We start from the raw sequence: 22,366 nt of genomic DNA on the forward strand, positions 1-22,366 counted from the left end.
CAATTAGGTAACTTAATGTTTTATTATATAGATAGGTTTTTTCCAGACTACCTACTTACATTCTAAAATTTTCTCATCGATTGTGACACTGTTATCGCGCCCAAAAGTATTTAATTCCTCATTTTTTTTGATATTTGAGGTATATTTTACTTCATAAAAGACAGGCATAGTGGCCCAACAGCGGTTACAAAACCAACAAATTTTATTGTTTTCAATGTGCTGCATTAATGGATAACAACAACAAGGACATTCGTGCATTATCGTTTACCTCTATAACAAATTACGGAAAAAAAATTTTAGGAGCTGCTCTATTTCCCAGATAAAGATGAGTCGCACAGCGCAGCACAATTTCAGAATATAGAATCTTCTGGATGTCCTAACTTGGCGCAGGCTTTGCAGTGAATTTGTAAGCCGCGATTTCTCCTTCCAGGCTGAAATCACTACCTATCAAGTAGCGATCCCAATCGTACATTCCCTGAAAAATTAATCCATATATCGGATTGGGATAAACAGCAGAATCGTAACTGTCAGCGGATACCCAAAGCTGCCCTCGTTGAATATCGGCAAACATCTCTTGGGCGTTTTCATAACGCGCATAATTTGAAAATTGCAGATTTAAAGGCAATTGATGGAACTCATCCATCAGCCAATCACAGAGTTGGACGATGGTTTTCAGCAATCTCGGCTGGTTTGGCTTTCAGGTAGAGTTGCGCGAGGGTTTCTACTTGTTTAGATGCGGTTATCTTTGCTTTTTTGATAGCCCTATCATTACCCTCATAACCTGAGAATTACTTTTAGTCTGACAGTTTTTATTAGCAATTTCTATGAGCTAGCTCATAGTTATCAGAAAAAAAGATAAATTGGACAATCAAAAGCCAAGGCTGCTAGGGGTGATTTAACGGGAACATCTGGTGTTTTATTATAGTGCTGTCGCGAACTCGCTACTACAAATAAGTAAGGTTCGTAGCGCGGAATTAAGTCTGCAACTAAGGTTTTAAGTGGACTAAAGTCCGCACTACAAACGGTTTTTGTGAGGGTAATCGATCGCGATATTAGACGTTATGCAATATAGACTGTACGCGATAGTTCTAGCGACTGGGCATTACCTATTGGTGTCAAAGAATACTTGGGGGGCTGACTGGAAAGCCTGCAAAAAGCAGGCTTCTTAGGAGAGGACTATCATATGTATGGCAGCTATCAGCCTGTGGTTATACCGATTGTTTCCGGCGATATAACTAGCTTTCCAGTTATATCCATAGTTGCACATTTCAACACTTGATTAAAAGCTAATCCCCGAATTTTTAGCTCCCACCGAATGCCTTTTGCTTTCATTCTCTTGGCTTTTCGCATATCGACATCGGCAGCTTTTTGATGCAGCAGCAAATATTTCATCGCTGCTGTAGCTTCAACTTTTGTGGCAAATGCAATGTAGGTAATATATCCGCCGTCCCAGTGGTTGGCGTTGCGGATGCTGCTGATAGTCGCGACTCTCGGACTAAACTGGTTCCAGTAAAAGTCACTGTAGCCGATCGACTGTGTTTTTACTTGGAGTTTGTTTGCCATTTGACTTAACTCCTATAATCTTTGGTGCGGGATTGGCAGGATTAATTTGCTGCTGTTACTATTATAGCAAATTATTCACAAATGGGAATGGGGAATGGGGAATTGGTCATTGGTCATTGGTCATTGGTCATTGGTCATTGGTCATTGCTAGCAAATAACTGATGACTAATCACTAATCGCTAATCACCAATAACTAATCGCTAATAACTAATCACTAATAACCAATAACCAATAGCTAATAACCAATAACTAAAACCTCAATTCGTATTCACCAGTAACGCGATTGTCTCCTTGAAAATTAGTTGAACCTCTGAGCAAAATTTTGTCGCTCAATCGATAGCGCAAATTAAATTCGGTCGGCTGATTTGCTGACAAAACTCGAATGATTGATGCCGAAAGATTGCGCGTGATATCGGCTCCAACTTCTAAACCTATGCCGAGGGAACCGGCACCGGAAGCGCCCCCAGAACTGGAACTGGCTGTTTCTCCTTGGTTGCCTCGAATTCTAGTTGGAAATAACCGAAATTCCGTCAATCCTGTGGCGTTGGTAATCACCGATTGCAGGTTGTTTAATAAACCCGCACCGGCTAGATTTGCGATCGCCAGTGTACTGTCTCCCTGTCCCAATGTCTGCACGAAACTGCCGCCTAACAGCGCTACAATCTCTGTTTCCGATCGACTTGGAGAACTCCTCAACTCCAGATTTTCGGCTAACTGAGAAGCCCTTCCCTGCACTAACGCTTGAATTCGGACACTCCGCACGCTGCCGAAACTTGTCGGTTCGTCGGCTATTTCAGAGGCGACAGAAGTTCCCGGAGTGCGGAAGCGCGTTACTTCCTGTACCGAAGTTGCTAACCTCACATCCAGCGTCGGATCGAGTCCTTGTCCCGCTATAAAGGTAGCAGTTTGCGGGTATCCCTTATCAAGCTTAAACTGCGTTGTAAACAAATTCACCGCCCCCGAAGTCAACCGAATCGTACCCTCCGGGCGAATATCGTCTAAAGTTCCATTCACCGTCAAACCCCCAGTCGCCTGGAAACTCAATATCGGCGGACTCGTTACCCGCACTCCCCGGCCCAACTTCAGTTGCAAATCCCTGAACACCACATCAAAGGAAGGGGAAGAAGAAGCCGAAGCCGTGGAAGGAGAATCGGAAGGCGAAGGAGGGGCCGCAGGAGAAGACGGGGAATCGGAAGGGGAAGCTTGTGTCGCAGGAGAAGAGGGGGAATCGGAAGGCGAAGAAACTAACTGAGTTGCACCGCCGCCCGCACTTGGGAGAAATACTTCGCCGTCGTAGAGTTCAATGTTACCGCTCAAGCGCGGCCGAAAAGCCGTGCCCCTGGCTTGGACTTGACCGACTGCGCCACCGCGATACAACCCTCTGAGATTCAAGGCCAGCTTGTCGAGATTGACAGCCAAAGGATTCTCTGCATCGACATCGCCCTTGGTAAAGGGCACGGACAGGGGAATCACGCCCTGCGCCACAACTTCTCCCTGACTCAACTGTCCCCGAACTCCTTCTACCCGAATTCGATCGCCCTCAAAGCGCACCGTCCCAGTCAGCCCTGTTAGCGGTTCTGGGAAAGCCCTCGCCCGGACGGTAGCATTTTCAAAATTTGCAATTCCTTCCGCTACAGGCTCTTGCAGCGTCCCTCCGACACGAATTTGCACCTGTCCCTTGCCGCTGACCCAAGCAACTTGGGGAGTCAAGACATTAATAATTGCCAATCCTTCATTTTTCAAATTCGCCCTCAAATCAATTTGATTGCTGTCAGGTTTTACAGCAGCAAAGGGCAACTCAAAAGGCAAACTTCCCTGAACCTCAATCGGTTCGACTTGAGTCACCAAAGCGCTGCCACCAAAATTGAGGCGGGCGTTGCTGTAACTAAAACTGCCGTCGGCTTGTTTAATCGGTTCTCCGTTGAGCGTACCGTCAACCAAACTCAATTCTCCGGTGGCCTGCGGATTTTCCAAACTGCCGGCCAAGTTCGCCCGCAAATTCAAATTTCCGGTGACATCGACAAAGGGCAATTCTACCAGTTCGGCTAACTTTTCCACCGGCACATTTTCGATTCGCAACTGCCCGGATTGAGCTTTTTGACTTAGTTGTCCCGAAAAGCCGATCGTACTTTTGCCCGATCGAATTTCCAGAGGTAAAATAGTTAAAACCCCGTCCTGAAAACCACCCTCAATGCTGAACTTTTCAGCGACATATTGGCCCCACTGCCAATTATCGCCCTCAACATTAAATTTAGCTTGCACACCGGTTCGCAAAGAACCCGCGACAGCAATTTCCCCGCCAAAAGTCCCCTGCAATTGAGATAGCGGCGGCAATTTTTGCGATTGGGCCATCACCTCCTGCCGCTGCTGCAAAAGCACTTCAATTTCTGCCAAACGGCGCAACTGTTCGATTAACGGGGCTTCCGGTTCTCCGACTGCGACAGTTTGCACGTCGGCGGCGTTAGCGTAAACGGGAGGTTTGAGGCCTCTGGCTAAATCGCCTAAATTGAAATATTGTAAAGCGACTAAAATCTGCTGCAAGTTGCCCTGCTTGATGTTAACTTTCCCGGCAAATTCCGGGTTTGCGCCGGTTTTCACATTGCCGGAAATTAAGTATTCACCCGTACCTTGGCGGAAGATGCCGTTTGTCAGAGTGGCGCTGCCTCCTTCATAGCTAAATTCGGCTTGAAAACTATCACCTTTAATGTAGCCGATCGCCGGTTGGGCGATCGCAATTTGTCCATTTGCTTGCAAAGTCTGCGGATTTAACGGCATCTTCCAGCCCGGTACATTCACCTGTCCAGAAACCGTACCAGTTATCGGCCCCAAACCGGCATCTTTACCCGGCGACAGATTCAAAGCAGCGAGGGGAAAATCACTTAAATTCACTCGCAAAGTTTCTCCCTCAGTTTCGCCGCGGGCTACAGATTCCCCGCGTTTAACTAAGAAAGAAGTCGGCAGAAAAGATGAATTTAAAGCTAATTCAATTTTGTCGCTTGCGCCGGCCAAACGCAAGTTTACACTTTTATCGGAATTCGCACTCACAATCCCCGCCAGTACAGGATCGAATTCAACTTGATTTACTGCCAAATTCCGCACTTCCACATCGCCAACCAAGCTGAGGGCGGAGAGATTTCCGGTGAGGCGGCCCGTGAAATCGACATTGCCGCGAACAGGCTGATTTGTTTCTGAAGAATTGTTGACATTCCCTGCTTTCAAAAATGCCAACTGTTCTGTTGGTAAGGCTGCGAGGTTAAAATTGGAGAGTTTGATATCCAAATCCAAATTTTCAATTGAGGGCAATCCTTTACCTTCGAGTTCGACATTCACAAAACCGCTGGCGGTTAAACCGGGAGTTGCAGCTTTTTCTATTTCTACCCGCTTTCCGTCCCAGTTAAATACTGCGTCAAAAGGTTGTTTCAAAAACGGCAATTCGGAGATGCGGAAACTGCCGCCGGCGCGAACATTTTGTAGGGGCGGTGCCCCCGAAGCAGCGGCTATCGGGCCGGATAAATTGACATTGCCGTTAAATATGCCTCGCAATAGCGGGAGATTTTGGGCTTGGGAGACTAAACCGCTGGCTTGCAAGCTTTGGCGCTGGGCTTCAAAGGCTTGCTGGAAGCGACTTAAGGCAATTTGGTCGCCTTCGATTGAGGCGCGCCAATTCCCGGAGGCGGCGCTACCTGTGGCGTTGACAACTCCGCCGCCGTTGGCGAGTCGAATTTGTCCGTCGCCCTTGGCGGTGATGCCGTTGGCAGTTAAATTATCTACACTGCCTAAAATTCGGACTTTACCGTCGAGGGTGCCGGCAATTTCTGGCGGTAAATTGGCTGTCAGCAAACCTGTTTGTTTGAGGGTTTGTTCTAAGTTGCTGACTGTAACTCCGTTGGTTTCTAGCAATGCTTCTAAGTTGCCGTTTTCCAATGTGGCTGCAGTATCGATCGCCCCTAGTCGATCGACCAAAATTCGTCCTTCTGCTTTAGCACTAATTCCCTTGGCTGTCAAGTTATTCAAACTGCCCGCTGCTTCCAGTTGGCCGTTAACTCTGCCGTCAAATCCTTTGGGCAAAGTTGCCGTCAGGGTAAATAGTTGGGTATCGCGGATTGTTTGTTCTAAGCGGCTGAGAATAACTCGATCGGCATCAGCAAAAACTTGCAACCGTCCACCATCTAATTTACCTTTAAAGGCAACAGTACCGTCGGCAATATTGAGTTTGCCGCTGCTGTTGGCTGAAATATCGGCGGCGGTTGAATTGTTCAGATTTCCCGACGCTTGAATTTGATTGGATATTTGTCCGTCAAGGGATTTGAGGTTTTGGATTTTAGATTTTAGATTGTTGTACTGTTGATTTTCGGGATTGAATGCTGAAGCTACATCTAACAGCGGCAATCCTAAATCTACCAGGCGGCTGATGGAAGTGCGATCGGTTTCTGCGATTCCTTGCCAAATTCCCTCTGCCAATTCTCCTTTAAAATTGACATTGCTGCTGGCAAGATTGAGTTGGCCTCTGCCGCTGGCATTGATGCTGCTAGCGGTCAAATTGTCAAGACTTCCCGCTGCGGTAAACTGACTAGATAGCAGTCCATCAATCGATTTGAGATTTTGGATTTTGGATCTTAGATTGCTATATTGTTGATTTTCGGGATTGAAGGCGGAAGCGACATCTAACAGCGGCAATCCTAAATCTACCAAGCGACTGATGGAAGTGCGATCGGTTTCTGCGGTTGCTTGCCAATTTCCCTCTGTCAATTCTCCTTGCAAATTAACATTGCTGTCAGCAAAATTGAGTTTGCCGTCGGTCTTAATATTGATGCCGCTAGCGGTCAAATTGTCAACATTTCCCGTAGCTAAAACTTCACCTGTTAGCTGTCCGCCCAAGGATTTAAGATTTTGGATTTTGGATTTGATATTGTCGAGATTTGCTGAGGATTTTAGGTTGAAAAACGGTAAACCAATATCAATTAATTGATTGACAGCAACTCGTTCTGTATTGCCATAAGCTTGCCACCTGCCGGATTCTAGTTTGCCACGAACATTAACAATACTGTCAGCAATATCTAGTGTTCCTTTGGCGTTAGCAGCGATCGCATTCAAACTCAAATCGTCCAGAGTTCCCGCAGCCTCGGCGGTTCCGCTGAAAAAACCTGTTAATTGCGGAGGTAAATTAAGTTCTGGCAAGACTTGCTGCAAACTATTAATAGCTATGCGATCGCCCTCGATCAACGCTTCCCACTGACGATTTTTTAAGGCTGCATCCACCTTTACATTAGTGTCGCCAATTTTGACAACGGTATTTTGCAAATCCACCGCATTGCCTGCGGCGATAATTTCACCACTTGCGGGAAAACTTCCTTGCAGCGCTTGCCATTGAACTCTAGCTTGGATGTTTTCAAAAGGCCCAAAAAGTTGAGCTTTGGCGGAGATATTGCCGATTTTAACAGTAGCAGGAATCTGGACAGCGTAAATTTGGGCGAGATTGTCTGCGGGTACATTTTCTGCTTGCAAATCAAACACCAAACCCGATCGCGAATTCCCGCTTCCTAAAGCTATATCGACTTCACCTTTACCGCTAATTTTACCACCGGCAGCCGGCACTACCAAGATATCGCCCACAGCCAAACCTACAGAGGAAAATGGGGGAAGAGAAGATTGGGTTTTGGGAGTTGGGGTTTGAGCCATTCTCCTCGGTTCCAGCTTAAAATTAGTGCTAATATTGTTTAATTGCAGGCGATCGACCACAGCGGGTTTTGTGGAGGCGATCGTACCAGTCAGCAGTGGGTTTGCAACGGTTCCAGTCAGTTTGGTATCTGCCTTGATTTCTCCGGCTACTGCGATCGGCAATACCACTTTCTGCCCTAACTCTGCTTCTACCGTACTGACAACATTTGCCACGGCTACCGGCTGCAGGTTTGTTATGAGATTGAAGCTAGCTTGATCTAGGTTAAAATTTGCTCCTGTTGCGACTGTTCCGGCTATTTTAACTGGAATTAGACCATAATTAGCAGTCAAACTATCCACAATCACATTAGTTCCCTGAAACCGCAATTGACCGCTGCTATTTTGGATTGTTTGTTTCAGGGGCTTGATATTTGCTTGCAATCCGGCAAAACTAGCCGTTCCCGTAAGTGCTGATAATTTATTCTCTCGCAATTGCACGGTTAAGTTGCTATTTGCCAGACCTCTTTGTAAAGAGATTCCCGGAAGTTTTAGCAAGCGGGCGAGGTCGGACAAAGGCAAATTTTGACCTTGCAACTGCAGGTTAGTTTGCGCCATAGGCAACAGAGAATCGCCCTTGACTGCAAAATTATCATTATTAGTAAATTGACCGTTGAGTTCGTAGAGGATGCGGTGATTTTGCTCGCGAAATAAAGCGTTGCCGTTGTTAAGACTTACAGAAATAGGAGCCGATTTTGGCTGTCCGATGGGGGGATTTGGTACCAAAAGTGCGCTGACATTTTCAACTCGCACGGCATCTATTTCTGTTTTAAATAAACCTGGTTTTTTGGGCTCGGATGTAGGAATATTAATCCAGGTACCTTGCTTGTCCTGTTCGATATAAACGCTGGGTTTAATTAAGGTAATATCTAATTTTAGAGTGCGGTTGAACAGCAGCGGCAAAATTGAAAATTTTACTTCTACTGCTTCTGTAGAGGCGTAATCTGGATCGGTAGGAGTTGCGGGTACGCTCGATCGGCCAAACCGCAAACCAGTCGGAGAAAATCGCTCCAATGTTCCGATTTGCACGGGCCTCTTGAGTGTCTGACTGACCTCAGATTCCACCAAAGGAGCTAAGTTTTTCCGCACCCACTCCTGTGCGGCCACCGCCCCAACCAGGCCGAGAATGCCCAATCCCGTACCGCTAAGCAGCAGCACGCGCCACCAGCGGCGGCTGAGACGGGGTGCGAGTTGGTTTTTGTCATCGTCGGAGTTAGTCATGCTTGTCTCTCAGAGCTTGTGAGAATTCACCAATAAGGAAATCAACCAATGTTCGATGCGGTAGAATTTCTTTGATTTTGCCTTTTGCCTTTTGCCTTCTGCCTTTGGTAGACTCAGAACAGAGGCCGGAAGTGCCGATCGGGCCCAACTCTCGGCAGAAGGCACGCCCACACTCTAGGGTAGACTGCAAAAACCTTTACCGAACTTAATCAAAACACGCAACACCACCCAAAACCAAGTCCTCCAACTCCCCCAAATTCTCTAGATTCTCCCCCCAGTGCAGGATCGGCCCTCAATCAAAAATCTCAAATCTCCAACCGAGTTGTCTAAATCCCTCAAATCCTCTCGATCGCGCCGCGTGCAGGATCGACCCTCAATCAAAAATCTCAAATCTCAAATCGATCGCCCGATCGCTTCTAAGATAAAAAAACGGTGGTTAAGAAGGTCTTTAAAACTTATGCGAGTGTTCGTCTTACTCTTCAATGCCCGCACCGAGAATGAGGGAATTCATACCATTCAACTCGGCGATCGCAACAAAGTTCTGATGTTTGAGTCAGAAGACGACGCCACCCGCTTTGGCGTGATGTTGGAAGCTCAGGATTTCCCCGAACCGACTGTCGAGGCGATCGACGATCGAGAAATTAAGGAGTTCTGCGACAGTGTTGATTATGATTGGGAACTGGTACCGGCGGGCGCGCTAGCGATTCCGCCAGAAGACAATGTAACACAGACTCAGTGGCAAGCGCAGGGGCAACCAGAGCCGGAGCCGGAGGCGGACTCGGACTCTGAGGTTTCCCAAAACGAACTGGATTCTATTCGCCGCCGACTAGAAGGACTTTTGTAAGAGTCAGTAGTCAGTAGTCAGTAGTCAGTAGTCAGTTGTCAGTAGTCAGTAGTCAGTTGTCAGTAGTCAGTTGTCAGTAGTCAGTTGTCAGTTGTCAGTTGTCAGTTGTCAGTTGTCAGTAGGGGCGGTGCCCCGTGCCCGCCCTCTTAGTAGTCAATAGTCAATAGTCATGGCTACTGAACTATTGAGTCATGAGTCAACTTGAATTGCATTCATTCGCCTCAAGATTTAAAAGGTATCTGGGTTTGTCTGCATTTATCTGCGGTTTTCCTCTAAATCAATGACCAATGACCAATGACTAATGACCAATGACTACCCTTCGACTTTGCTTCGGCTAAAATGACCAATGACCAATGATCAATGACTAATGACCAATGACTAATGACTAATGACCAATGACCAATGACCAATGACCAATGACCAATGACTAATGACCAATGACCAATGACCATTAACAACAGACAAAAAATGAAGAATGTGGAAGAACGGGGGCATCTGCTGACGGAACAGGTGAATGCCAACAGCGAGAATTTAGACCAACTCAGTTCGATCGAATTAGTGGATTTGTTCAACCGGGAAGACGCCCAAACCTTAAGCGCGATCGCCAGCGCCCGCGAAGAGTTGGCCCGGGCGATCGACATCGCCGCCGAATCTCTGCATCAAGGAGGCCGCCTGTTTTACGTCGGTGCGGGGACTTCCGGGCGTTTGGGGGTACTCGATGCCGCTGAGTGTCCCCCCACCTTCTGCACCCCGCCAGAACTCGTACAAGGCATAATTGCCGGGGGTGCGGGGGCTTTGGTGCGGAGTTCGGAGGATTTGGAGGATCGGCCCGAAGATGGGGCAGAGTCGATCGCCCACCGTCACATTAACAATCTCGATGTGGTAGTCGGGATTACGGCTGGAGGCACAACACCCTTTGTAGCCGGTGCCCTACAGGCGGCGCGACAGCGGGGGGCGAAGACTGTATTTATGGCCTGCGTACCCGCAGAACAGGTGAATTTTGAGGCGGATGTTGATATTCGGTTGTTGGTGGGCCCGGAAGTGCTGGCGGGTTCGACGCGCCTGAAAGCGGGTACAGTCACAAAAATGGCTTTGAATATTATTTCGACTGGCGTAATGGTAAAGTTGGGGAAGGTTTACGGCAATCGGATGGTTGATGTGGCAGTGACCAATCAGAAATTGCGCGATCGGGCGGTACGGATGTTGCAGGATTTAACTGATTTGAGCCGGGATGAAGCGGGTTTGTTGCTAGAAAAAAGTGGCAAGTCGGTAAAATTAGCTTTGATGATGCACTGGACTAATTTGGAGATGCAGGAGTGCGATCGAATTTTGGGCGAGTTTCAAGGTAATTTGCGATCGGCCCTAGCATCAATCCAACCGTAGATTTTAGATATTTCCTCCAATTCTTCAATCTTAAATCATTACTTGCTCAGGTTCGACAACAGGAATTAATCCTAAGCAAGAATCATGAATGCAAAAATATTAGTAGGGCGTGTCGCCATTTCTAGCGACGCAAAGCGCGCTACAACATTTGAGTAAACAAACTCAACTAATAATATTTCCCTAATACCGTTCGTAGTGCGGACGACCATCCGTTCTTAAACAGAGAACTCCACGACGCACTACAAACCATTATTCTTAGGGTAATCCACCGGACAGAATATTACCCATTGCTCCTAATAGCTCGTTACCAGCAAAAGCCTGGTAATGCAGAGCCTCTTTTTTGTGCTACTAAATAGCCAAAAACTCAATACCAATACCGACTTTCCTCAACTATCCTACTTCATCTTCAAAATCTTCTGAGTAGCACTTTCAGACACCGGCATCACCGATAAGCGATTGCCCTTCCTCACCACCAAAACCTCCTCAGCACTAAAATTTGCTTTCAATTCATCCAAAGATATTAACTTAGCAAATTCCTCCACAAACTCAACTCTCACAGTTTGCCAGCGAGGCGCGTCAAGCCGAGATTTAGCATCATAATATTCGCTATCAACATCAAATTGAGTCGGGTCAGCAATATTAGTTTCCACGACACGCATCAAGCCGACAATACCGGGTAGTTTAGTATTAGAATGATAAAAAAATATTAAATCTCCAAGACTCATTTGCCGCAGAAAATTACGCGCTTGATAGTTGCGAACGCCATCCCAAAGCGAAATCTTATCTGACTTCAAATCCGCAATACTATAAACATCAGGTTCCGACTTCATCAACCAATAATCCATAGATAATTAAAAATTGCTATTTTGTTACTAATATTTAGGCCTTGCTGATATCGTGTCCGGTCAATTGACATATCTAAGATTGGTTCGTAGTGCGGACTTTAGTCCAATCGCACTGCTCAAGTGAGCAAAAAAAATCTGTAAGGCAAGATATACATAGATAATTGTTTTACAAACCAAAATATCTCTCTCCATTATGCCAAATCGTGCGTGCATTCTCAAACAACAATTTTTGCCGAGCGTTGCCTCACTGTGGGAGAAACTGCTGCCAGATTCCTTAGTCCAGGAAATTCTAGCGAAGGAGAAGATAACCTACTACCAAAGCGTCTACACACCGATAGTCACCTTGTGGGCGATGATATCCCAGGTACTCCCACCTGATAAAAGTTTGAGTCAAGCCGTGAAGCGGATGAGTACGTGGCCCAGGGCGGCCGGAGTCAAGCCTGCTTCTTCTGACACCGGGGCATACAGTAAAGCAGGGTGAACGCATCTAAATTTAATATTAACAGAATATGGTATATTGGAGAATAATTATTGAGTACCTACAAAACATTTAATCAGAGTTTGCCCTGTATGAAACTCAAACCTAAAATCACCATTTTCGACCATTTTTCCGGCTGAGAAGACCCAAGAATTTAGCGGACAAAACATCATCAATTAATGGATATTATCACGACTCAATTTGTGCAGTAATTTGCGGTGCTGATACATGGGTGGATATCGCAAGTTACGGGCGAGCCAAACACGAATGGTTAAAGAAAATTTTAGAATTGCCGAATGGTATATCGAGCCATGACACAATTGCGCGAGTATTTTATCGCCTCAAACCTGAGCAATTTCAGAATTTTTTTTTGAGTTGGATTCAATCTATTAGCTGCTTCAATCCAGGAGAAGTAATCGCCATTGATGGCAAAACTCTTCGCCATTCTTACTCTTGGGGAGGAGACAAAAAAGCGATTCATATGGTCAGTGCTTGGGCGACCAGTCAAAGATTAGTTTTAGGACAAGTTAAAGTTGATAAAAAGTTCAATTAAATCACAGCAACTCCGGCTTTAATCAAAGTATTAGAATTAAAGGTCAGCATTGTCACGATTGATAATCTGGGCTGTAAAAAGTCAGTTGTGAAGTCAATTATCGAACAAGGAGGAGATTACGCGATCGCATTAAAAAATAACTAACCATCCTTATATGTCAGAGTATAAGCGTTGTTTAAACAAGCAATTAGACAAGGATTTTCTGGCTTGATACATACAGCTTATTCAACTAAAAAAGAGAGTAATCATGGCCGCTCAGAAATCCGATATTACAACCATGTTAAGTGACATCAAAGAGCAGATTTACCCGACAATCAATGGCAGAAGCTTCATAGTATAGGTCTGATAGAATCTCGTAAGAATAGTCAAGTAAAAAACAACTATTTAAACTCGTTATTATATTAGTAGATTACCAAATAATGCTCAAGAATTTGGTGAATTAGTCCGCAGTCATTGGTCAACGAAAGTTCTTTACATTGGGTATTAAATAGAGATTTTCGTGAAGATGATTGTCGGATCATAAAAGATAATGCTCCACAAACTTTTGCGATGATCGGACAGATTTCGCTTAATCTTTTGATAACAAAGAAACCTCAAAGACTGGAACAAAGAATGGCCGACTTCGAGCTGGTGGGATGATGACTATTTGACTAAAATTCTCGCTGTTGCAGTGAACTAAATTCTCACGAATAACTCATTAATAAATATTATAGGAATTGTAAACAGTGGTTGTAATGTTTTTATTTCCTCAGAATTCGCATTAAGTACAAACCACTATTAATCAGTTCCTCTTTGATCTAAAAAGTCATTACAAAGCGTGTCTGTAGCTTCTAAAAATGGTGAATTTATCTCAAAATATACTCACCACTGATGAACAGTGTTCAATCAGAGGCGTTCCCCCTGCTTAGTTGATCGATCGCGCAACAGCATACCTTTAGTTCGATCGCAAACGAGCCGTTGGTTATATAGCGGTTCTCACAAAAGTGAGGTATGCCCTATGCCCGGATAGTACCTATCCCGGATAGTACCTCATACCAGAGCACAGAAAGGCTATAGCATAGATATGCTTTCCCTTCCAGCTCGTTTCAAAACTTTGATTCCATCGGTAAAATACGACCAATATCTGTCAGTATAGAAATACATATTCGATCGATCGCAAAGAGGCCACCGTGCAACCCGTAGACTTTACAACTTTAACCGCAGCTTGCAGCGAACTGCGAGCCCAATGGCTGCCAGCGCGCCTAGAACAAGTCTACCAGCGCGATCGATTTACCGTGTCCCTGGCCCTCCGCACCATGAAAGGGCGCGCCTGGATAGACATTTCCTCCCATCCAACAGCAGCCCGCATCTGTGTCGGCGCCCCCCCGCCCCGCATTCCCGACACCTTCACCTTCAGCGAACAACTGCGCCACCAACTGTGCGGCTTAGCCTTAGTTTCCATCGCCCCCGTGTCCCCTTGGGAAAGAGTCATCGACTTGCAATTCGCCAAACGTCCCGGCGAAGGAGCACTTTGGCATCTCTACGCCGAAATCATGGGCAAATACAGCAACATCATCCTCACCGCCAGTGACAATCTCGTTGTCACCTGCGCCCACCAAGTCGGCCTAAAACAGTCCAGCGTCCGCCCAGTCCAAACCGGGCAACCCTACGAATTGCCCCCTTCTTTGACCGATGCAGTGCCAAGCGCGATCGAACCTCTCGATCGCTGGCAAGAACGAATTAGCCTGGTTCCGGGGCAATTAAAGACCAATCTGTTGAAGAATTACCGAGGGTTGAGTAAAAACTTAGTAGTGTCCATGATTCGATCGGCAAATCTAGACCCCGAACAATCCACCGACAGCCTCAATCCCCACCAATGGCAGCAACTATTTCAGCGCTGGCTGTACTGGTTGCAATGCCTAGAAAACTCCAAATTCCAACCGAGTTTTACCCCCGAAGGCTACAGCGTCATCGACTGGCCAAAGCCCGACGAAAAACAGCCAGAATCTGAATCTGAAAAGGAATCTAATTCCCCCAATCTGTTACATCCGCTACATCCGCTACAAAATCCGCTGCCGAACTCTTCCGTCCAAGAATTACTTAACAGCTACTACACCGGCGAAATCAACCAACAACTATTCGCCCAACTGCGGCATCAACTTACCCAAAAACTCAACAACATCCTCGCCAAACTGCGCCTCAAAGCCAACACATTTAAAGAACGCTTGCAGCAATCGGCCGGCGCAGATATCCACAAATCCCAAGCCGACTTGCTAATGGCAAACTTGCAGCATTGGGAACCCGGAATGAAATCAATTTCCCTCCCAGACTTTGAAACTGAAAAACCAGTAATCATTCCGCTAAACGTGGAAAAAAACGCCGTTCAAAACGCTCAAGCAATCTACAAAAAACACCAAAAACTTAAAAGAGCTCGTATAGCAGTAGAACCTTTGTTAGCCGCCGTACAAGAAGAAATCGACTATTTAGAACAAGTCGAAGCCGCGCTTTCGGTACTCGAAACCTACCGCAACACCCAAGATTTGCAAACCCTCGCCGAAATCCGCGAAGAACTAATCCAGCAAAAATATCTAGTTGTACCAGATTACCGTGGCAGTGACAAAAATGCTGCGATCGAATTTCACCGCTACCAAACCCCCAGCGGCTTTGAATTATTAATCGGGCGCAACAACCGCCAAAACGACCAACTCACTTTTCGTACCGCCACCGACTACGACTTGTGGTTCCACACCCTAGAGATTCCCGGAAGTCACGCCTTGCTGCGTCTGACACCCGGTAATGTCGCCCAAGAAACCGATTTGCAATTTGCGGCCGACATGACTGCATACTACAGTCGCGCCCGCCACAGCGAACAAGTTCCCGTGGTTTATACAGAACCGAAATATGTATATAAGCCGAAAGGTGCAAAACCTGGTATGGTTGTCTACAAACAAGAGCGGATTGTCTGGGGCAGACCGCAGCAAGCCCCCGCATGATTATGATGTACGCGGTGACAACTAAAAGACAATAAGTTCGATCGATCCGACTTCAGTTTTCCAACAATCCGAGGACTAAATTCCTCACTACAAACCTCAAAAATCTCTATTCAATGTAAAGTTGTATTACAAAAAAATAAATTTTGTTGCAAAAGTACCGCTTAAGAGAGATGATATCTGTCTTAGAACCCGCTGCAAAGAAACGTGCAACTCGGGTTTCCTCGCCGTGAGAAAAACACTGTGGGAAAAACAACGGATTTAACTATTTGTGCAGACCAGCTTTAGCTAAAGCTGGTCATTTCTGTTGAAACAAAACACAAGATTGCCCAAATTGCCTTTCTATCTGGAAATTATCTGCTATAGCGTGCGTTATCTGCCTGAAATGAACGGTTGACTTATTAAATTATCAGCGTCAATCAGTGTTTGTACGCTGGAAATCTGCGGTTAACAGAGCGAATATTGATGCAATGCAAGTTTAAAGATTTACACCACCATCAATCTAATTAGAGCTTATTTCAGCGCCAAAAAAGGTGCGGGGGCGCACCTTATACATACAACTCCTAGAAAGTAAACGTCGTTCTGATTACTCCAATCACCAAATCAGAATTATCATTATTGTGATCCGGAGCAGTCAGCCAAATCACACCAGGAGTGACCGAAATATTGTCGCTCAACTTAAACTGATAGAAACCTTCAATGTGCAGCGAAGTATCCTTATCTTCCGGTAAACTCCGATTAGTAGAACTCGTCACGCGAGGCTCCATACCTACCAAAATCCCCGCCACATTTCCTTCTTTCAACAAATCAGGAAAAGCCAAAGTAGCCGCCCAGTTCCAGATTTTTTGATCTCCCCGCTGCACAGAACCGGTAGGAGTAGCCAAGTTTGATAAAATGCGCTGGTTGGTGTAACCCGCCCAACCGCCAAGAGCAATTCGGCGACCAAGTTTCAACGAAGCCTGCGCGCCGTAGGAATTGCTAGAAACAGGTAGATTGCTATCGCTGTCGAGCCCGAAAGAACCGAGACGCGCCGGGAAATTAGAAGCATTGCTCCCCGTACCGGTCACGAAATTGTAGGAATTAACGTAAGTTAAACCTATAGCAAAGCTGTCGCTCGGTTTGAAAGTCAACTGAGCCAAACCGCCGTAGGAACCGTTGAACAAACCGTTACCCCGCGTCGGGTTGGCGGCGTTGCCGGCCAAATATCCTAAACTCAGTTCGAGTTTTTCCCCAAACTGATGCCGCAGAGCGATGCCAGAACCGCCAGTCAAATAGTAAATCGGGTTGCGAGTACCGAAGTTGGAAAGAGCGCCACTACCGCCATCTCCGTCAAAGTAAGGGTTGACTGTGTTGGTAAAATCATCAGCAGCGCCGGCGTTGGCTTCTAGAATTACAGTAGTGTTTTTGCCTAGAGGGAATTGGTAAAGCAGCGCATCTAAACCAACAGTATTGCTAGCCTCGCCGAAAGGCCCGGCATTAAACCGCAATTCCCCTTCAGCGGTTTTGGTATTGTTAGTAGAAAACGAACCTAAATTCAAAACTTGCAGTCGAGTTCTCAGCAAGTCTTCACCTGAGAAACTCGTATCAAAATTGAGACGAACCCTGCTGCCAAAAGCTGTGGTTCTATCAGCTTCGCGGCCCTCAGCATCATCTCCGGCGGCGATACCGGTCACAGCAAATATCACTTCGCCATTGAGTTTAGTGGTAGTCGAAAACTGATTTGCTTCTAATTCAGAAGTGCGCGCTTCCAAAGCATCGACGCGACCGCGCAAAGTTGCCAATTCCGCAGCAAATTCTTCTTGCAACCTTTGGATAGAAGCTAAATCTTCTTTGGTTGCTAAATTTCCCGTACCACCTCTAATCAGTTCGGTAACTTTATCCAAACAGGCGTTTAAACCGGCTGCGAATTCGTAGCGAGTCATTGCCCGGTTGCCGCGGAAGGTGCCGTCAGGATAGCCAGCTATGCAGCCGTAGCGCTCTACTAGGGATTGCAAAGCTTGGAACGCCCAATCTGTGGGGCGCACGTCGGACAGTTGCGAAACTGAGGTTACTTGGCCGGCTGCATCTTCGCTGTCTTCTGCGCTGTATTGGTTGATTTGTTCTAAAAGATTTGATTGCGCTTGAGGTTGGGCGCCCGGAGGGGTTGATTGGGAAATCTCTTCGGGTTGTGCGGCAGGTTTTTCGGCGCTTAAATTGGTCGGTGCGGCGGGTGGCGTGGCGCTTGTGTTGGCGGGCGCGACTGCGGGGATTTCCTCTGCGACAGGTTGTTGGGCGCTTAAGTCTGCTGCTGCAACTGCGGGTTGGGTTTCGCTTGTGTCTGCTGCTGCAACTGGGTTTTCCGGTGCTTTTGTCTGTTCGGTAACTGGGTTTTCCGGTGCTGCTAGGTTTTCTTTGTCAATAGTTTCAACAGTTAAGTTAGTGGCTAGTGACGTTGGTTCGGCTGTCACGGCTGCTGTTTCAGGCTGTGCTTGCTCGGTGGCAGCACCTGCTAATTCCAATTGATTGGCTTGAGCTACCGAGGCTATTTCTACAGGTTGCTCTGCTGCTAGGGCTGTCGAAGATACTACTAAACTTGCTGCTAATACAGCAGGACTGACTAAAAGTCCTTTCCACAAAAATTTGGACATTTTTTCCTCACACCACGTTAGTTCGATCGCCCGTTCCGAAGAGTTAGCCGATCGCAAATCCTTTACACTATTGCCCCTAATAGTATTTTTTGTCAACAATCTGGCGAATCGTTGCCGCACTAGGCAATTTGGCCAGCCCCAAATTTGACAAAAACCTCGTTTATTCCCAAAATTCTTGGTTTGAACTATCCCAAAAAATGGGTACAAACACTCGACGCTGGTGAGACTCCTGTTCGAGCTCCCAGATTAATCCGTGGAGTAAATCTCAAACTTGTTCGCTCGCGAAGTCGAAGAATCTCAAATCGAGTCGCCTACGTAGAAACGCGGTTAATGGCTCGATACTGCGTCAGTAATCTCTCGGTAAGACTAATATTGACAGAACTGGCGCTAATAAATCGTTCGATCGACTACATAAAGTGAAAAAACTCAAATACGCCCTAGTTCATGAATGGTTGACACCCTTGGCTACCGGCGGTTCGGAACTCGTAGTGCAGGAAATCCTCAAATACGTAAATGCTGATGTCTATGCCCTCATCGACTTTGAATCAGCCAATCCCGAAAGCTATCTTTTTCAAAGACAGATTGGTACAACATTCTTGCAGGGCTTTCCTGCAGCCCGCAGCGGCGTGCAAAAATATTTGCCATTTCTGCCCGTCGCGATCGAACAACTAGATCTGCGAGCCTACGACATCATCCTCTCATCATCCCACGCCGTCGCCAAAGGCATCCTCACCAGCCCCCAACAACTGCACGTATGCTACTGCCACACACCCATGCGCTACGCTTGGGACTTAACTTTTGACTACTTACGTAATAGCAAAGCCGGACGGGGCATCTTGGGCGTGATGACGCGATATTTGTTGCACCGACTGCGGCAGTGGGATGTAATTTCCGCCAACCGCGTCGATTATTTCATCGCCAACTCCCAACACACGGCGCGCCGAATTTGGCGGTGCTACCGGCGGCGCGCGGAGGTAATTTATCCGCCGGTAAATATCGATCGATTTGCCTTGCTGGAGCAAAAACAAGATTTTTACGTGACAGTTTGCCGGTTGGTAAGTTACAAAAACGTAAGTGCGATCGTCCAAGCATTCAATCAACTCGGGCGCAATCTAATTGTCATCGGCACCGGCCCAGAATTAGAAATGCTCCGGCAAATCGCCAAACCCAATGTACAATTGCTCGGCCACCAGCCCGCCTCCGCAGTCGAAAAATACATGGCCGAGGCAAAAGCCTTTGTCTATGCAGCCTGTGAAGATTTTGGCATAGCTTTAGTAGAAGCTCAAGCTTGCGGGACACCAGTAATTGCCTATGCAGCAGGCGGCGCTTTGGAGACAGTGCTCGACATTCGCCAACACCCAGAGAGGGGGACAGGTTTATTTTTTCCCTCCCAAACCGCAGCAGGATTAGTCGAAGCTGTCAAGGAATTTGAGCAGTTGCAAGGCAAATTTTCCCCGGAAATGGGACGGTTGCGCGCCTCCGGGTTTGCCCCCGAAGTCTTTGAGCAGCGCTATCTAGGTTTTGTGGAACAGTGCTATCAGGAATTTCAATCCCGCGATTTTACCAAGTCTGAGAGTTGAGAGTGGAAGAGGGGAAGAGGGGGAGAGGGGGAGAGGGGGAGAGGGGCAAAATCTTCGTTCTTCTGAATGGCTTCAGAAACGTTCAAAGCCTTTCTGTATAAGTACCTTGTCCATTCTTCCTTCTTCCTTCTTCCGACTTCCCTCGGACTTCTTCCCGCGATTTTACCAAGTCTGGGAGTTGAGAGGGGGAGAGAGGGAGAGTGGGAAAATATTCCGTAATTACTTCCGAAGCCCTCAAAACCGCTCTACATAAGTACCTTGTCCATTCTTCCTTCTTCCTTCTTCCGACTTCCCTCGGACTTCTTCCTTCTTCTGAATGCAGAAAATTGAGTATTGGAAACATAATTCAGAGAACAAAGCGTCTTGAGGCTTTATGATCGAGACTGTGTGTGGTGTGAAGTGAAGGAGTAAGATGACTGCCGACAGCCAACTAATCTCCGGTAAGGTAATTCGAGCGATCGCGAGACGCGGTTTTGGGCCTGTCCTCGACGGAGACAGACGCATAACTCGTTCTCTACAGAGTCTCGACGGAGAATTTTTCAAGCGGCTATTTGATATCCTGTTTTCCTCATCGGTTCTGCTCCTGTTTGCTCCGGTTTATCTGCTTTTGGCTCTTTCGATCGCCTTAAGCTCGTCCGGGCCTATTTTTTACGTACAGGAACGAGTAGGCAAAAACCGTAAAATGTTTTATTGCCTTAAATTCAGAACGATGGTGGAAAATGCGGACGATATATTGCTGGAAATCATGGAAAAATCTCCGCATTTGCGTCAAGAGTTTGAGGACAATTTCAAACTCAAACAAGACCCTCGAATTACCTGGATTGGAAGATTTTTACGAATGACCAGTTTGGACGAATTTCCCCAGTTTTGGAATGTTTTAAAAGGAGATATGAGCGTCGTCGGGCCGAGACCTCTAGTTGAAGAAGAACTGCCGAAATACGGCCGTCACATCAACAAAATTCTTACCATCAGACCTGGAATTACAGGCTTGTGGCAAGTGTCCGGTCGCAACGACATTCCCTATCCCCAGCGAGTCCAAATCGACCTCTATTACGCCAAGGACAAAAACCTTTGGATGGATATGTGGATTCTTTTCAAAACAATTGGAGTTGTAATTTTTCCCAAAAATAACGGCGCATATTAATTATTGTCTGCAGTCAGCAATCGGTAGTTAGTTTTGTTTGTTACTGGCCGCTGATGCTGACTACTGACAGCAAGTGGCAAACTCTTTGTCAAAACATTCACATTTTGTTGATGACGATCGCACAATTGTGAGTTAATCTAGAGCTTGAAAATGCGATCGCCAGGGAACAACATCCTCTGGCCGGAACGTCCCAAATTAATTAACACAGCCTGTAAAAGGAAAATCAGATGACGCAACGCAAGCGAGCGCTAATAACAGGTATTACAGGTCAAGACGGCTCCTACTTGACCGAATTACTTTTAGATCAAGGATATGAAGTTCACGGCATTATCCGGCGGAGTTCTAGTTTCAATACCGATCGCATAGATCACATTTATGTCGATCCTCACAGCGCGGACGCACAGTTATTTCTGCACTACGGCGACTTAACCGACGGCACTACTCTGCGCCGGATATTAGAAGAAGTTCAGCCGGTAGAAATTTATAACTTAGGCGCTCAATCCCACGTCAGAGTCAGTTTTGACTCGCCGGAATATACGGTTGACACAGTAGGAATGGGAGTATTGCGCCTGCTAGAAGCAATTCGTGACTACCAGCGCCGCACGGGCATAGAAGTGCGGTTTTATCAAGCAGGTTCTTCGGAAATGTTTGGTTTGGTGCAGGAAGTTCCGCAGAAGGAAACAACTCCTTTTTATCCCAGAAGTCCCTACGCCTGCGCTAAAGTTTACGCTCACTGGCAAACAGTAAATTATCGCGAATCTTACGGACTTTTTGCCTGCAACGGCATCTTGTTCAACCACGAATCTCCCCGTCGCGGCGAAACTTTTGTAACTCGCAAAATTACTCGCGCCGTTGCCAGAATTGTCGCCGGCAAGCAGAAAAAGATTTACTTGGGCAATCTCGATTCCAAGCGGGACTGGGGCTATGCTAAAGACTACGTGCGGGCGATGTGGCTGATGCTGCAACAAGACAAACCGGACGATTATGTCATTGCTACCAACGAGACCCATTCGATTAAAGAATTTCTCGATTTAGCCTTTAATTACGTCAATTTAGAGTGGCAAAAATATGTCGAGTTTGACGAACGCTACTTGCGTCCGGCAGAAGTCGAACTGTTGATTGGCGATTCAACTAAGGCGCGCCAGCAGTTAAATTGGGAACCTTCTGTAACTTTTGAAGAGTTAGTGCATTTGATGGTAGATGCTGACATCACAGCTTTAGAAAAGCAGGAACGAGGTTCTGGTAACGGATTTGATTGAGGCGCGAAACTCAGCAGTCACCGCGACTGCTTGACAGCTATTTTCGTTCAACAAAATTGGTAGTTGGGCGATCGCTCGTCCTAGTTGAGTTAATGTAGATCCACTAGGGCGAGTTTGGTTATATTTTTACTGAGCAGGAAAAACAAGCGGGATCGCTCCAAGTTGTGTAGCGGTAGCATTTTTAG

At 46.6% G+C, this 22,366-nt stretch carries 13 protein-coding genes and 1 pseudogene; 8 read left to right on the forward strand and 6 right to left on the reverse strand.

The window, feature by feature from the left end:
* Positions 1-376 precede the first annotated feature (376 nt).
* From QUA97_RS09760 to QUA97_RS09770, 3 genes are all read right to left on the reverse strand, one after another.
* On the reverse strand, positions 377-679 hold the full coding sequence (locus QUA97_RS09760; RefSeq protein ID WP_228050184.1) for a hypothetical protein: 303 nt from the start codon (positions 677-679) through the stop codon (positions 377-379).
* A 518-nt stretch (positions 680-1,197) separates the two neighbouring features.
* On the reverse strand, positions 1,198-1,563 hold the full coding sequence (locus QUA97_RS09765; RefSeq protein WP_194069292.1) for a hypothetical protein: 366 nt from the start codon (positions 1,561-1,563) through the stop codon (positions 1,198-1,200).
* A gap of 249 nt (positions 1,564-1,812) precedes the next feature.
* A complete protein-coding gene (locus QUA97_RS09770) occupies positions 1,813-8,499 on the reverse strand; it encodes a translocation/assembly module TamB domain-containing protein (protein WP_333194508.1) in 6,687 nt (2,228 codons plus the stop codon).
* 457 nt (positions 8,500-8,956) lie between these two features.
* Here QUA97_RS09770 and QUA97_RS09775 point away from each other — a divergent pair, with 457 nt between their 5' ends.
* A complete protein-coding gene (locus QUA97_RS09775) occupies positions 8,957-9,343 on the forward strand; it encodes a DUF3110 domain-containing protein (RefSeq protein WP_194012547.1) in 387 nt (128 codons plus the stop codon).
* A 468-nt stretch (positions 9,344-9,811) separates the two neighbouring features.
* Positions 9,812-10,726 carry an N-acetylmuramic acid 6-phosphate etherase gene (gene murQ, locus QUA97_RS09780; RefSeq protein ID WP_333194534.1) on the forward strand — a complete coding sequence of 305 codons (915 nt, stop codon included), beginning with the start codon at positions 9,812-9,814 and terminating at the stop codon, positions 10,724-10,726.
* Between the two features lie 395 nt (positions 10,727-11,121).
* On the opposite strand, the gene QUA97_RS09785 is transcribed toward murQ, so the two are convergent.
* Complete coding sequence (locus QUA97_RS09785; protein WP_333194509.1) at positions 11,122-11,571, reverse strand: EVE domain-containing protein; 450 nt, start codon at positions 11,569-11,571, stop codon at positions 11,122-11,124.
* A gap of 193 nt (positions 11,572-11,764) precedes the next feature.
* On the opposite strand from QUA97_RS09785, the gene QUA97_RS09790 reads away from it, so the two are divergent.
* The 3 genes and pseudogenes from QUA97_RS09790 to QUA97_RS09800 all read left to right on the forward strand — a co-directional run bounded on the left by QUA97_RS09790 (position 11,765) and on the right by QUA97_RS09800 (position 15,574).
* A complete protein-coding gene (locus QUA97_RS09790; RefSeq protein ID WP_333194510.1) occupies positions 11,765-12,052 on the forward strand; it encodes a hypothetical protein in 288 nt (95 codons plus the stop codon).
* Between the two features lie 149 nt (positions 12,053-12,201).
* Positions 12,202-13,281 (forward strand): annotated as a pseudogene (locus QUA97_RS09795) (ISAs1 family transposase).
* A gap of 490 nt (positions 13,282-13,771) precedes the next feature.
* On the forward strand, positions 13,772-15,574 hold the full coding sequence (locus tag QUA97_RS09800) for an Rqc2 family fibronectin-binding protein (protein WP_333194511.1): 1,803 nt from the start codon (positions 13,772-13,774) through the stop codon (positions 15,572-15,574).
* Positions 15,575-16,134: 560 nt separating this feature from the next.
* On the opposite strand, the gene QUA97_RS09805 is transcribed toward QUA97_RS09800, so the two are convergent.
* Complete coding sequence (locus QUA97_RS09805; protein WP_194069319.1) at positions 16,135-18,198, reverse strand: iron uptake porin; 2,064 nt, start codon at positions 18,196-18,198, stop codon at positions 16,135-16,137.
* A gap of 416 nt (positions 18,199-18,614) precedes the next feature.
* Here QUA97_RS09805 and QUA97_RS09810 point away from each other — a divergent pair, with 416 nt between their 5' ends.
* Positions 18,615-19,778, forward strand: a complete 1,164-nt coding sequence (locus tag QUA97_RS09810; protein WP_194069308.1) for a glycosyltransferase — start codon at positions 18,615-18,617, stop codon at positions 19,776-19,778.
* A gap of 82 nt (positions 19,779-19,860) precedes the next feature.
* Here the strand turns inward: QUA97_RS09810 and QUA97_RS09815 are convergent, their stop codons facing one another.
* Positions 19,861-20,121, reverse strand: coding sequence for a hypothetical protein (locus QUA97_RS09815; protein ID WP_194067647.1), 261 nt, complete (start codon positions 20,119-20,121; stop codon positions 19,861-19,863).
* A gap of 69 nt (positions 20,122-20,190) precedes the next feature.
* On the opposite strand from QUA97_RS09815, the gene QUA97_RS09820 reads away from it, so the two are divergent.
* Both QUA97_RS09820 and gmd read left to right on the forward strand, forming a co-directional pair.
* Entirely contained in the window at positions 20,191-20,922 is a 732-nt protein-coding gene (locus QUA97_RS09820) for a sugar transferase (RefSeq protein WP_194009115.1), read from the forward strand.
* Between the two features lie 227 nt (positions 20,923-21,149).
* The gene (gene gmd, locus QUA97_RS09825; protein ID WP_194067648.1) at positions 21,150-22,181 is read left to right on the forward strand and encodes a GDP-mannose 4,6-dehydratase; all 1,032 of its coding nucleotides are present in this window, start codon (positions 21,150-21,152) and stop codon (positions 22,179-22,181) included.
* Positions 22,182-22,366 lie beyond the last annotated feature (185 nt).

Source organism: Microcoleus sp. CZ3-B2, assembly GCF_036705055.1.
Classification (GTDB): domain Bacteria; phylum Cyanobacteriota; class Cyanobacteriia; order Cyanobacteriales; family Microcoleaceae; genus Microcoleus.